Source organism: Nocardia terpenica (assembly GCF_013186535.1).
GTDB lineage: Bacteria > Actinomycetota > Actinomycetes > Mycobacteriales > Mycobacteriaceae > Nocardia > Nocardia terpenica.
Genome location: NZ_JABMCZ010000005.1, coordinates 413018 through 426074, shown reverse-complemented (window position 1 = coordinate 426074; position 13057 = coordinate 413018). Strand labels below are relative to the sequence as shown.

General features: G+C 68.8%; 10 protein-coding genes. 7 read left to right on the top strand and 3 right to left on the bottom strand.

Annotated features, from left to right (window positions below):
• Positions 1 to 41 precede the first annotated feature (41 nt).
• Both HPY32_RS37860 and HPY32_RS37855 read left to right on the top strand, forming a co-directional pair.
• Positions 42 to 1478 (top strand): lipase family protein, encoded by a 1437-nt coding sequence (locus tag HPY32_RS37860; protein ID WP_082871388.1) that lies wholly within the window; start codon positions 42 to 44, stop codon positions 1476 to 1478.
• 44 nt (positions 1479 to 1522) lie between these two features.
• Positions 1523 to 2341 carry a hypothetical protein gene (locus HPY32_RS37855; RefSeq protein WP_067588337.1) on the top strand — a complete coding sequence of 273 codons (819 nt, stop codon included), beginning with the start codon at positions 1523 to 1525 and terminating at the stop codon, positions 2339 to 2341.
• Positions 2342 to 2346: 5 nt separating this feature from the next.
• Here HPY32_RS37855 and HPY32_RS37850 read toward each other — a convergent pair whose 3' ends face one another.
• The 3 genes from HPY32_RS37850 to HPY32_RS37840 all read right to left on the bottom strand — a co-directional run bounded on the left by HPY32_RS37850 (position 2347) and on the right by HPY32_RS37840 (position 5774).
• Positions 2347 to 2505 (bottom strand): hypothetical protein, encoded by a 159-nt coding sequence (locus tag HPY32_RS37850; protein ID WP_171983257.1) that lies wholly within the window; start codon positions 2503 to 2505, stop codon positions 2347 to 2349.
• A 76-nt stretch (positions 2506 to 2581) separates the two neighbouring features.
• A complete protein-coding gene (locus tag HPY32_RS46360; RefSeq protein ID WP_067588339.1) occupies positions 2582 to 4729 on the bottom strand; it encodes a lytic transglycosylase domain-containing protein in 2148 nt (715 codons plus the stop codon).
• 550 nt (positions 4730 to 5279) lie between these two features.
• Positions 5280 to 5774 carry a DUF4442 domain-containing protein gene (locus HPY32_RS37840; RefSeq protein ID WP_067588341.1) on the bottom strand — a complete coding sequence of 165 codons (495 nt, stop codon included), beginning with the start codon at positions 5772 to 5774 and terminating at the stop codon, positions 5280 to 5282.
• Positions 5775 to 6164: 390 nt separating this feature from the next.
• Between HPY32_RS37840 and HPY32_RS46355 the strand changes: the two genes are divergently transcribed.
• The 5 genes from HPY32_RS46355 (at position 6165) to HPY32_RS37815 (ending at position 13040) form a co-directional block, all read left to right on the top strand.
• Positions 6165 to 8855, top strand: coding sequence for a winged helix-turn-helix domain-containing protein (locus HPY32_RS46355; RefSeq protein WP_067588344.1), 2691 nt, complete (start codon positions 6165 to 6167; stop codon positions 8853 to 8855).
• Positions 8856 to 9106: 251 nt separating this feature from the next.
• Positions 9107 to 9472: a nuclear transport factor 2 family protein gene (locus HPY32_RS37830; RefSeq protein WP_067588346.1), complete on the top strand. Its 366-nt coding sequence runs from the start codon at positions 9107 to 9109 to the stop codon at positions 9470 to 9472.
• An 86-nt stretch (positions 9473 to 9558) separates the two neighbouring features.
• Positions 9559 to 10665: an AMP-binding protein gene (locus HPY32_RS37825; RefSeq protein ID WP_067588349.1), complete on the top strand. Its 1107-nt coding sequence runs from the start codon at positions 9559 to 9561 to the stop codon at positions 10663 to 10665.
• Positions 10665 to 12038, top strand: coding sequence for an aldehyde dehydrogenase family protein (locus HPY32_RS37820; protein WP_067588351.1), 1374 nt, complete (start codon positions 10665 to 10667; stop codon positions 12036 to 12038). Before HPY32_RS37825 ends, HPY32_RS37820 begins: the two co-directional genes overlap by 1 nt.
• Positions 12039 to 12050: 12 nt before the next feature.
• Positions 12051 to 13040: an AurF N-oxygenase family protein gene (locus HPY32_RS37815; protein ID WP_231951646.1), complete on the top strand. Its 990-nt coding sequence runs from the start codon at positions 12051 to 12053 to the stop codon at positions 13038 to 13040.
• Positions 13041 to 13057 lie beyond the last annotated feature (17 nt).

Here is a 13057-nt window from a genome sequence, read left to right as displayed (position 1 = left end):
GGATGTCGCGGCGGCCGGAAGGTGTGGGAGAAGAGGTCCCCATGAGGTACGGAACGGTTGCCTACGCCGATGCCCGGATCGGGTCGCGGGTGCTGGTTCTCCTGCTCCTCGTTTGTGCCGTGGTGTCACTGTCGGTTGGGGTCGGTGCGGGTGTGGCTCCTGCCGGGCCGGTGGAAAGCGATGTTCCGATTCAGCCGTTGCCGGTGGCGGTGCTGCCGCCCGAGCTGGATCCTTTTTACAAGACACCGGCTAACGTGATTGCCGAGACGCCCCCGGGTGGCATTATCAAGGCTCGGCAGATCACTCCCGCGCTGCTGTCGGTCGTGCCGTTCAATATCGATGCCTGGCAGGTGCTGTTTCGCACCAACGACAGTCACGGTAATGCGATCGCGACGGTGACTACCGTGATCAAGCCTCGCGGGGGTCCACCGGCGGGCGGCTTCAAGCTGCTGTCGTATCAGCCTGCCGAGGACGCCACCGCGCAATACTGCGCGATGTCCTATGTGGTGCAGCAGGGTTCGATACCGGTGGACCAGGTCAACTCGGGCGATACCTCGCTGGGGATCGCGCTGGGCGTCTCGCAGGGATGGGCCGTGGTGATCACCGACTACGAGGGGCCCGACTCCGCCTATGGTGCGGCGATCCTGGCCGGTCAGGCCACCCTCGACGGCATTCGCGCGGCGGAGAACTTCGCGCCGATGCAGCTGACCGGACCGAAAACGCCTGTCGCCGTGATGGGCTACTCCGGCGGCAGTATTCCCACCGGATGGGTCGCCGAGAACCAGCCGCGCTACGCGCCCGAGCTCAATATCGTCGGGGTCACGATGGGCGGAGTCGCGGCGGCGGATCTGAAGGCCGTGCTCCACCAGAACAATACGAACCTGTTCGCGGGATTGGTCGGCTCGACACTCTACGGGTTCGCCACCGAATACCCCGAGGTCCGGAATCTGCTGGATACCCGGTACGACTGGTTCGGGCGGTTCATGACGACCTTCAAGAGCTTCCTGTGCCGTCAACAGAACACCGCGCTGTTCCCGGTGTGGAACTATCTGGGGTCCTACACCGGCCCCGGCGACCCGCTCGACATCCCCGCGGTGAGCGCGGCGATCGAGGCCCAGAATCTCGGCAAGCACACTCCCCGCATCCCGATGTACATCTATCAGGCGCAGAACGACGAGATCATCCCGAACGCGGGAGCCGATCGAGTCGTGAACCAGTACTGCCGGGACCCGAACGCCAGCATCACCTACACGCGCGAACTGTTCGCCGAACACCTCGTCGGCGAAGCGGCCTGGCTGCCCAAGGGCTACCAGTTCGTCATCGATCGCATGAATGGTGTTCCCGCACAGCAAGGTTGCGTGATCGAGAGCCCATTCTCCACCTTCACCGACGGCGACTTCGTCAATCTGCTGAGCAAGCAGTGGCCTGCGATCGCGGGCCTGGTGACGGGTCTGCCCGTCGGTGCGACGACCGGATGACATGGGAGACGGCTGTGATTCGAACTCGACGTACGATTTCCGCCGTGTGCGCCGCCACGGTGGCAACGGGAGCGGCGTGGCTGATGCCGCCCGCCGCGCAGGCCGCTCCGGCCTTCGATCTGTGCAATGACGCCGGATACGGCGCCGAGTCGCACTCCGCGTCGTCGCACTTCGATCCGGCGATCGGCGAATATGTGACCACGGCGCCGTGGGATGTGAGCGGTACGTTCCCCGCGCGGGACTGCCGCTCGCTCACGCTGACCGGCGGCCGTATGACATTGGGGCCGCTGGCCTTCGACATTCCCGACGGCGCGCTGGAGATCGGGTACACCACCGAGCGGGTGATGACCGCGACCGGAACGGCGATGGCGTCGGAACCGCCGACGGGCGCCGAGGACCTACCCGCTCTCGATCCGGCGACCATCACCGATTCCGGATCCGTTCGCGTGCGGCATCTGGGTTTCCGGTCGGCTGTCATCCCGGTGCACCGATTCGGCGTCGACTCCGTGCAATTCGGGCTGGTTTCCACTACTCGAGACGTTCTCCAGTTCACCGACGGCAGCTTCGGCGACGTGCAGGGCAGCGATATCACGAACGTCGACGATCCCGCCCGGATCCGGGTCAAGGGTCTGTATGTGAAGCTCGATGGGCCTGGGCTCGGCGGCGCGTGCCGGGTGGGCACGGCCGTGCCGCACCTGGTGGGCGTGATCGTCACCTACAGCGACAATTACGTGTATCCGAGCCCGGCGGCCACTCCCGCAACCACGGGGTGCGGTCTGCTGGACCCGGTGATCGATGCGGCGACCCACAACCTCGGAAACTATTCGGCAGTCTTGAACTGGTCGCAGCAGATCGAGCAGTAGGCTCGTCAGTCCTTCGGCTTGTCGGACCGAGGTTTCGGCGACAAGCGGATAACCCCTGCGTCCAGGTCTATGTCGAGGCGCGGGTCGTGGGTCTGGCCGTCGCTGTCTCCGCCGCCCTCGTCGGACAGCTTCTTGCCGGGGAACATTTCGCCCATGACGCCCACGGGTCCACGATAGTGCACTCGCAGGGGTGGCGGGCACCCCTGCGAGTGGGTCACCCTCGGGTAGGGCCCGGAACTCCTATCCCGCGGGGACGGGTGTGGTTGTGGGTGCTATCTGTGGGGGCTTCTTCTGGGTGGTCGGCGCGGGCTGTTGCTTGCTCGGCGGCTGGGCCGGAGCGGGTGCCGCGGGGGTTTGCTGAATCGGCTGCCGCCGGGCGGGTTCCGTTGTGGGAGCCTGCGATTGAGGTTTCGGATCGACGGGCGGGGTGGTAGTGGTCGGCTTTGCGACCGGCTTCTGCGCGGTGCTGGTGGGCACCGGTGGCGCGGAGGTCTGGTCGTCGGGAATGGTTGTGGTGGTTTGGGTTCGGCGGGCGACCGGAGTCTGCGGTGTGGTGCTGTCCGGCGCGAGCTGGGCGGGAGGCTGGGCTGTCGTGGGGGTGGGTGGTGGCGTTGTACTCGGTTGTGTCGTACTCGTACTCGGTGGTGTCGTACTGGGTTGCGTTGTCGTCGTGGGTGTCTGAGCGCGCTCCTGCAGATTGTCGGGTGGGACGGTTGTGGTGGTCGGGGGAGCCGTCGTGGTCGGCTGGACCGTTGTCGTGGTCGGCGGTGCCTGCGTGGTCGTCGTCGGCACGGGTTGGGTTGTGGTGGTGGGGGACTGCGTGGACGTGCTCGTGGGCGTCGTCGTCTGGCTCGGCGGCGTCGGCGTATCCGTCGGCCAGGTCGGCGGATTCGATGTCGTCGTCGGCACGGTCGTATCCGTCGTCGGTGCCGGTGCGGTCGTGCTCGGAGTCGGCCACGGCGACGGCGTATCCGTGGGCAGTGTCAGCCACGGGGGCGGTGTCGTATCCGTGGGCAGCGTCGGTAGCGGCCACGATGTCGTCGGGAGCGAGGTCGGGATCGGCGGCGGCTGATCGGGGTTGTCGCACAGCGTCGGCAGGCGCAGCGAATCGGCGTCGGCGAGCTTGGGCAGCGCCTGCGGCCACCACTGCTGATCCTCGATCGGCCGACCCGGCTGATCCGGCTGCGGGATCTGCGGAATCGGTAGCGGCGCACACGGATCCGGCACGGCCACCGCGCAGAAGATGCCGCAGGGGATCGGGGGCAGACCCTGGATATTGATCGTCACCTGGAAGCCGGGCCCGTTGATGGTGGCCGAGATTCCCGGCGTGGGCCCGGCCTGGATGCTGGCCGTGATGCCCGGACTCACCGGGGTGGTGGTCACGGTGTCGGAGTAGGTGTCGGTGGGTGTGACCGTCGGCGTGGTGGTGGTCGGCGTCGTGGTCGCCGATGTCGTCGTCGCCGATGTCGTCGTCGGCGTGACCGTGGTGGTCGGCGTGGGCGTGGTGGTGGACGTCAGCGGCTGGACGTCGGAGACCAGCTGCATGCCCGATCCCGCACCCTGCGGCATGCCGCCCGGCGGAACGCTGTCGGGGGAGAGCTCGACCTGGGTGGGCACACCGCCGGTCCGATACGCATTGGACCAGCTCAGCACCAGCGCGGCATAGGCCAGGGAGTTGTTGTAGCGCAACACCGCCCGCAGCTCCTGCTTGGGATCGCCGAGATCCATACCGCCCGAGCACAGGTACTTCCCGGCCGCGAGCGCCGCGTCGAAGACATTGTTCGGGTCCGGATGTCCGGCGCCCCGGCCGTCGGAGGCGTACAGATACCAGGTGCCGGGAAGGAACTGCATGGGGCCGACGGCCCGGACGAAACTGCCGTCGGACGCCTTGACCACCTCGTTGCCGGGCAGCGAGCCGTCCAGCGCCGGTCCGTAGATGGGGGCCAGCGTGGTGCCGTTCGCGTCCGTGCGGCCGTTGGCCGCGTGATCGGACTCGATCTTGCCGATACCCGCGAGCAGATTCCAGGTCAGACCGCACTTGGGTTCCGAGGTGCGCAGTGCCAGTTCGGCATTGCGGTAGGCGGCGAGCACGATCGACGGAATGCCCATGGCGGCGCCCGCCGGTACCGACACGTTCTGCAGCGGGACCGAGCCGTCGGGGGGCACGGCGCCGTCGGCGGGCGGCGTCATGGCGCGCAGCGTCCGCGCGGGCGACGGCGCCGCCGGAACCAGGCGCATATCGACGGCCGCGGACTCGATGACGCGATCGGTCGACGCCGACAGCGCCTGGGAGGCGGTGAGCGGAGGCGCGTGGCGCGCACCCGATCCCGCGATGAGTAATCCGGCGACTATGAGCGCCGATACGGTTATGGGGGCTGATATTCGCATCGGCACACCAATCCCTGTAGTGGTCGTCATATGCGGGCACACGACGGCGACCTTCCGCCGGGAACGGAAGTCTTTGTCGGGCAAGGAAATCCACACCGAGTACGGACAACATTTTAATCGGATCGAGACATCGGCGCTGGGTGTTTCACGAACCGATAACCCCTGGAGTTTCGCTGAACCGTTGCGGGACACGGACTTCGGAATGATACAAAGACGGTCGCTGAGACAGGTTCGGCCAGGTGAGCACCGCAGATGAATTGCAGGGAAGCATGACTCGACAATCCCCGGACGGTAGCTCCGGCACGGAACTCGCGATCAGGGGTCGGCTCGAAGTGATCGATACGATCAGCCCGATGATCGCCCGCGCGCAGCACCGAGTGCCCACCGGTCGCTCCGGATAATTGTTCAGCTGGGTGCAACCCTATTGTTCAACTGGGAACCACGCCGCTCGAGTTACGCCGCCGCGAATCACGAAATGACGTTTCGATGAAATGGAGCCGCGCGGGAAAGCCCCTACCCCCTCTCCCGTACCGCCCGGCGGGATGGTCGGTCAGCGTGCGGCGGTGACGTACAGCCGCTGCCGCGCCCGGGCCACGACCACCCCGTTCCCGTCGACGAGGACCGCCTCGTGCTCGGTGACCGAGCGCTCCCCGGCGCCGATGGTGCGCCGGATCCCGGCCACGGTCTCGCGCGGCAGTTCCATGGTGGCGCGCACGACGCCTCGGCCCGGGGCCAGGAACTCCATCCGGGCGGACGAATTCCGCACCCGGTAGCCGGCGCCCAGCTGCCCCAGCGCCAGCATCGCGAAGAACGGATCGCACATGGCGAACATCGACCATCCGGGCGCCTCGCCGCGCTGATCGGAGTTCCAGCGCCGCACCCGCAGCGCCACGTCGACCGAGGTCCAGTCCTCCGCAACGGCTTCGATGCGCACGCCGAGCAACAGCAGCGGCGGCGCGAGGTTCAGCAGGGTGCGTAACCGGCGCGGTGTCAGCAACCACGAGGACAGCGCGCGATCGTCGAATCGGCCCGACCCGAACCACATTCCCGCAGACTATCGCGATCGGCGCCGCCACGCCCCCCGCACACACGCGGGGCGCGACCGTGAATTTCTGGCCGACTCCGGACGCCGAGGGCAGACTTACGGGGTGAACCGCACGGGCTCGAAGCGCATTGAGCTGGCACAATCACTTTCGCGATGCGATATCGGCGCGTTCGCCGATACTCTTTCGTATACCGGACGTACACGGGGGTGGAGCGCATGATCGCTGGCGACGGCTCGGGGCGGGAGTCGGCCCGCCGACACTGGTGCCGGGGTGGACCTCGAGCGACGAGGTGATCATCGGTGTTCGCAGCACTCTTCGACGGACACCCGAACCACACAGAGCTCCATAGTGATTCGACGTCCTGCTCGCGAGGCGCGCACGCGCCGGTCGTGCGCGCGCGGCTGATCGCCCGCCTGCGCGCGGCACTGTCGGGCCGCATCACCGCCGTGGTGGCGCCCGCCGGCTACGGCAAGACCGCGCTGCTGTCGCAGTGGCTCGACACCCCGCGCATGCGGGAGCGCCGCGTCGCGGTGATCTCGCTGCAGGAGCGCGACGACGACCTGCCCCGCCTCGCCCGCCGGCTGCTCGAGGCGCTGGACCGATTCGGCACCGATCCGCAGCTGCTGCGCGATCTGGAAGCCATGGTGCGCAAGGACATGCGCGATCCCACCCGGGAGGCGTCCGACGCGTTCCGGTGCGGCCTGCGCGAGGCGCTCGACGACGTCCCGCAGCGCTCGGTGCTGGTCCTGGAGGACGCGCACGTGCTGCGCCGGGACAATGTCCGCGCCCTGCTCGACCTGCTCGCCGACGTGCTGCCCCCGCCGGTGCATCTGCTGCTGACCAGCCGCACCACCACCCCGCTGCGGCGCAGCGCCGCGCTGCGGGTGCGGGGCGAGCTGACCGAGATCGGCGTCGCCGAACTGGCTTTCACCCCCGACGAGGCGCGCGCCTACCTCGCCGGACAGGTCGGCCACCTCGCGCCCCGCCAGACCGAGCTGCTGGTGGAGCGGTGCGAGGGCTGGATCGCCGGGCTGCACCTGGCGGGCCGCGCGCTGGCGGGCCGCCAGGACCCCGAGGCCTTCCTGCGGGCCTTCGGCGGGCGCAGCCGCGATGTCGCGGACTTCCTGCTGCACGAGGTGCTCGATCACCGCTCGCCGCAGATGCGCGAGTTCCTGCTCGACTCTGCCGTGCTCGACGTGCTGGCCGCCGATATCTGCCAGGCGGTGACCGGCCGCGGCGACAGCGGCGCGATGCTGTGCGCGCTCGAGGCCGAGGGCGGGTTCCTGCTCGCGCTCGACGACGGCGAAACCTACCGCTTCCACACGCTGTTCGCGGAATTCCTGCGCGGCGAGCTGGCCCGCGTGGAACCCGACCGGGCCAAGCGGGCGCACCTGCGGGCCGCCCACTGGCTCGCCGACGCCGACCGGCCGATCGAGGGATTCGACCACGCGGTCGCGGCGCGCGACTTCGACTGCGCCGCGGCCCTGCTCACCCGGATCGTGTCGGCGGTCGGCTCCCATCACCTCGACGACGACCTGAGCACGCTGTTCGCGCAGCTGCCGCGGCACGTCATCGAGCAGCACCCGGCGCTGTCGGTCCGGATGGCGCATTTCGCGCTGTGCACCGACCAGCCCGCCGAGGCGCTGCTGTGGTGCGAGCACACGGATCGGTTGCCGGACAACGACGATGCCGCCGCCGAGGCGAGCTGCCTGCGCTCCTACGCCTACTGGACGCTCGGTGATCTGAACCGGACCATCACCTGGGGCGAACGCGCCACCGCGCTGCTCGACCGCCGCGAATCGGCCAGCCGCCACCGCGACACCTATCCCCGGCTGGTGATGATGGAGGCGCTGGCCGAGGCGTACGACTGCACCGACCGCTTCGACGCCGCGTCGGAGGTGCTGCGCGACGGCCTGGAGCGGGCGCGCGAGGGCGTGTATCCGCACGCCGTGGTCTCCTTCCCCGCGAAGAAGGCGGCGCTGCTGAGCCATCTCGGCGAGACCGAACAGGTCCGCGAGTACGCCGAGCTGGCGCTCAGCGCCGCCGAGCAGGTCGGGCTGACCGACCGCCCGCCGACCCTGGACGCGCACATCGCCCTCGGCGAAATGCTGTGCGAGCGAAACGATGTCGTCGCCGCGGAGGAGCGGTTCCGGACCGCCGCCCGGATCGGCACGCTGCCCGACCGGGTGGCGATGCGTGCCCGCGGCATGATCGGGCTGAGCCGCAGTCTGTTCTATCAGGGCCGGGTCAGCGAGGCGTTCGGCGTGCTGCGCGACGCGATGGGCATCGATATGCGCGGCGCGCTACCGGAATTCGTGCGGCTCCAGGTGGTCGAGCAGCAGGTGCGGCTGCGGCTGGTGGACGGCGACCTGGCCGGCGCGCACGGCTGGCTGTCGGAGGTGCACCGGCTCGTCGGCGACGCCTCGGTGTACCGGTGCCTGCGCGCCTGGTTCGACTTCGCCGACGGGGCCGACCCCGCGATGGTGCGGGACTCGGTGGACGCGTTGCTGCACAACGGTGTTCGACGGCCCACCCCGTCGCTGGTCCGGCTGCACATGCTGCTCGCCCGCGCGTGCCACCGGGGCGGCGCGCCCGACTCGGCCGCCGCGCACGTCCGCGCCGCGCTGGAGCTGGCCGCGCCCCGGATGATGGTGCGCACCCTGATCGAGGTCGGCGGCGCGGACACCGCCCGCTTCCTGCAGGACGCGGCGCAGGCGGGCACCCGGCTGCCGACCGCCTACACCGACGCGGTGCTGCGGGCGCTGGACCACGACGCGGCGCTGCACGCGGGCGCGGCGCCCGCGCGCGGCGAGCCGAATCCGGGCGCGCTGAGCGAACCGCTGACCGGCGCCGAACTCGACCTGATCCCGTTTCTGGCAACGGAATTGACCTACGCCGAGATTGCGGCGCGCCGATTCGTTTCGGTCAATACGGTCAAATCCCAACTGCAGGCGGTGTATCGGAAACTCGGCGTCACCTCCCGGGTGACCGCGATCGAACGCAGCCGAGCGCTCGGTCTGCAAACGCCACATGAATACCAGCCGGTCGGATCTGTATCCGGTCGCGGGCGGCGCGGGTGAATCCCACCGTCTCGCCCGCGAACTCGCGCTATTTCACCCGACCGGGGGATGACGCTCTCACCCGGCTCCGGGATAGTGGAATCCGTAACCCACAGTTCCCGGGCCGACCCGAATCGGCTCCGGCAGATCCGGAACGACACTGCTAGCATGGCGAACAAGCCGGGTTGAACATTTGAATGACGCAACAGCAGGGCAGGCTCCGCGGACATCCTCGCGATGTGCGCTGTGCTCCGAGCAAAAGGAGATGAGTTATGCCGAACCGTGAAGCAGTCGACAGCTACTACGAGGCATGGGTCGAACTGAACGGCGATCTGAGCAAGGTCCCGCTGGCCGACGATTTCGCCTTCGTCAGCCCCGTCGCAACGTTGCGCGGGCGCGACCAGGTCCAGGCGATGGCGGCCCAATTCGGCCCTGTCGCACTCGATTTCCGCGTACGCGACCAGTTCTTCAGCGGCGACGACACCGTGCTGTCGGTCGTCGAGTGGGAGCTGCCCGGCATCGAGGGCACCACCACGGCCGCCGAGATTCTCACCCTCACCGACGGTGTCATCGACAAGGCCGAACTGTTCTACGATCCGCGCCTGGTGCTGGAATTCAGCGCCGCCGCGAACAAATAACATTCGACGCGCAACGGCGCGCGGACGACAACGACGAGCGAGATATCGCTGCGGCTTTACTACGCTTTTCTCGAGGTTTGTACTAGATGTCTGTCTCCTCCTCCGTCGAGGGTTCCGCGCTCGACTGTCCCATCGGCAGCTATCCCGACGCCGATCAATTGGTTCGCGAGGCCGTTCGCTGGCACTTCGGCCCCGACACCGGTTCCCGATTCTGGCTCGACCGGCTGCCGAAGCTCGGATTCGATCCGATCGAAGAGATCCGCACCTTCGCCGATCTGGCCAAATTCCCCAACGTCGTCAACGATCTGCGCGATATCCGCGTGGAGGATCTCATTCCCCAGGGCCTGCGCTCGGCCGACGTGTACGGCGTCTACGAGAGCGGTGGCACCACCGGCGCGCCCAAGCGCGTGCTGTGCACACACGAGTGGATGGACCGCTGGCTCGCCTTCAGCGAGCAGCAGTTCCGCAAGCGCGGCCAGGAGCCCGGCGGCAACTGGCTCGGCATCATGCCGTCGGGCCCGCACATCTTCGGCGCGGCCCTCAAGGAACAGGCGCACCGCGGCGGCGGGCTGCTGTTCACCATCGATATGGATCCGCGCTGGGTCAAGAAGCGCATCGCCGGAGGTGACCTGGAAGGCGCGGGAGCCTACGCGGCGCACCTGATCGAGCAGGCGACCTACCTGCTCGAGACCCAGGACATCGCGGTCATGGTGACCACCCCCGCGCTGCTCGAGCGCATGGCCGCCGACCCGCATCTCGCCGACCTGATCAACCGCAAGGTGCGCTACATCCAGTGGGGCGGAATGCATATGGACGCCGACACCCGGCACCTGTTCCGCACCGAGGTGTTCCCCGGCATCACCCTGCAGGGCGGCTACGGCAGCACCATGGTGTGTGGTGGCTCCATGGAACGCATCGGCCTGCGCGACGACGAGCCCTGCATCTTCGACCCGCTCGGCCCCTTCATCGCCTTCAACGTGGTCGACCCGCAGACCCGGCAGCCCGTGCCCTACGGCGAGCGCGGCCAGGTCGTGATGAACCTGGTCTCCAAAGGCATGTTCCTGCCGAACAATCCGGAACGCGACACCGCCCTGCGCTTCGAGGCACAGCCCGGGATGCCCGGCGACGCGGTCGCCGATGTCGAACCGCTGAAGTCGTTCGACGAGACGACCGTGATCGAAGGCGTGTATTGATGGTCCCCGTGCTCGACGCCCTGGGCAGTCGAGGCGCCTACACTCCGATCCGGCGTGCGCAGATCCGCGATGTCCGCGGCGATCTGCGGGCCGAACTCGGCTTGGTGCCAGACCTTTTCGTGAAGCGGACAATGGCCGACGTCGGTCGGCACCCGGCCCGGCCGGTGGCGGAACGGGACAAGATGCTCGCCGCCGCCGGGGACCTGTTCCTGCACGGCACCCTCGGCGGGCTGACCCCCGCCGACTACCAGGAACTGGTGGCCGCGGTGTCCGGGCTGCCGATCGGCGTGGTGCGCGCGTCCGCCGACGTCATCGCCGAGGCCGCGCGCCGCGCCGTCGACACCGCGTACGCGGCGCTGCCGAGCCGGGCGCGGGCGCACTGGACCGAGATGGAAGACGCTCGCGCCGTGTGGATTCGGCGCGGCCGCTCGCTGGCGGTGAACGCCGCGGGCAACCATCCCGGCGTGCACTCGCTGTGGCTGGAGGCGCTCGCCCTCGGCTACGGGGTCGCGGTGCGGCCGTCGCGGCGCGAGCCGTTCACCCCGCACCGGCTGGTCCGCGCGCTGTGGGAGGCCGGTTTCGGCGGCAGCGAGATCGCGCTGCTGCCGGGCGGGCAGGAGATCGTCGGCTCGCTGCTGGCCGCCGCCGACCTCGGCCTGGTGTACGGCGGCGACGACGTGGTCCGCCGCTACCGCGACGATCCGCGGGTGCTGCCGCAGGGACCGGGCCGGGCCAAGATCCTGCTGACCGGCGAGGCCACCGACGACGATATCCGCTTCGCCGCGGATTCGATTGCCTACCAGGGCGGTACGGCGTGCGTGAACGCCACCGCCGTCTACGTCGAAGGCGACCACCTCGCGGTGGCGCGGCGGCTCGCCGAGCACCTGAGCGACCTGCCCGCGCTGCCGCCCGAGGACCCGGCCGCCGTGCTGCCCTGCTGGCCCTCCGGCGAGGGTCGCAGGGTCGCCGATTTCGTCCGATCCCAGGCCGGTGCCGCGACGCCGGTGCTGTCGGCCGAGGACATGGTGGTGGCGCTCGACGACGGCAGCGTGGTGCTGCGGCCCACCGTCTACGCCTGCGACCGCGGCGACGCCCCGCAGGCCCGGCTGGAGCTGCCCTACCCCTGCGCGTGGGTGCTGCCGTGGACGCCCGGCGACGCGGCGGCCCTCACCGACAGCCTCGTCGTCAGCGCCGTCACCGGCGACGACGACCTCGTCACCGCACTGGTCGACGACCCCACCATCCGCAATGTCTACGTCGGCCGGGTGCCGACCTATCGCGTGGAATTCGGTGTACCCCACGACGGATTCCTCGGCGAGTTTCTGATGCGCTCCAAAGCGGTTGCACGGCAACCGGTTTCGCTACACCCGTGAAAGGAAGTGGCCGTGAGTGTCGAGAGCCGGCCGCCTGTCACACCGCCCGACCTGCCCGTCCACGATCCCGACGTCCCGATCGAGAGCGCGATCATCGCGCGGCTGTCCCGTAATTGGGGGCGGCGCGCCTCGGTGAAACGCCCCGAACCCGATCTGGCGGAATTCTTCGAACCCGATCGGCCCGATTTTCCCGAGGCCATGATCCCGTTCCGCGACCACCCGGCATATCGGCGATTGCCGGAAACCACCCGGCAGCGCCTGCGGGCGTGGGGCTGGATCGCGTTCAACAAGAACGTGATCGATATCGAACAGCACGTCGTGAATCCCGGATTCCAGGCCCTCGCCGAGGACGCCTTCGGCACCGGGCTGGGCGATATGTTCACCGTCGCCGCCACCCAGGCCATGGTCGACGAGCAATATCACACGCTCATGCATTTCAATGCCAGCGTCGCCACCCGCGCCGGGCGCGGCTGGGCGCTGTCGGAACGCGATCTGCCGCTGTGCCTGAAGGTCCGCTCGCACGCCCGCGCCCTGGACGAGGTCTCCGCGGCCCGGGATCGGGCGCTGGTCGGCCTGGGCTACATGACCGTCGCCGAGATCTCCATCAACGCCCTGCTGGAGCTGGTGGCGGGCGACGACACCGTGCAGCCGATCAACAAGACGACCGCCGACCTGCACAGCCGGGACGAATACTGCCACTCCTCGGTGGCGGCCGAACTGGCCACGATCGTCTTCCACGACCTGTCCGCGACGGACCGGACGACGCTGCTGGGCGCCATGGCCCGGGCCATGGAAGCCTTCGCGGCAACCGATTTCACCACCTGGGCCACGATCCTGAATCGGGAGCGGGTCCCCGACGCCGAACGCATCATCGCCGACGTGCGGGCCGACGGAAACCGGAAACGGGTGCTGCAGGACTTCCGCGGACTGCGCAAGCTCACCACCGCGTGGGACGTCGTCGACGAGGTGCCGTTCGACTGGTCCACCACGATATCGAATTAGCTTTTTTCGAAGGATGT

Bases quoted from the DNA above. Each gene is read 5' to 3' on its own strand.
- HPY32_RS46360 (WP_067588339.1), bottom strand. From the start codon at position 4,729: ATGCGAATATCAGCCCCCATAACCGTATCGGCGCTCATAGTCGCCGGA.
- HPY32_RS37830 (WP_067588346.1), top strand. From the start codon at position 9,107: ATGCCGAACCGTGAAGCAGTCGACAGCTACTACGAGGCATGGGTCGAA.
- HPY32_RS37840 (WP_067588341.1), bottom strand. From the start codon at position 5,774: ATGTGGTTCGGGTCGGGCCGATTCGACGATCGCGCGCTGTCCTCGTGG.
- HPY32_RS37820 (WP_067588351.1), top strand. From the start codon at position 10,665: ATGGTCCCCGTGCTCGACGCCCTGGGCAGTCGAGGCGCCTACACTCCG.
- HPY32_RS37825 (WP_067588349.1), top strand. From the start codon at position 9,559: ATGTCTGTCTCCTCCTCCGTCGAGGGTTCCGCGCTCGACTGTCCCATC.
- HPY32_RS37860 (WP_082871388.1), top strand. From the start codon at position 42: ATGAGGTACGGAACGGTTGCCTACGCCGATGCCCGGATCGGGTCGCGG.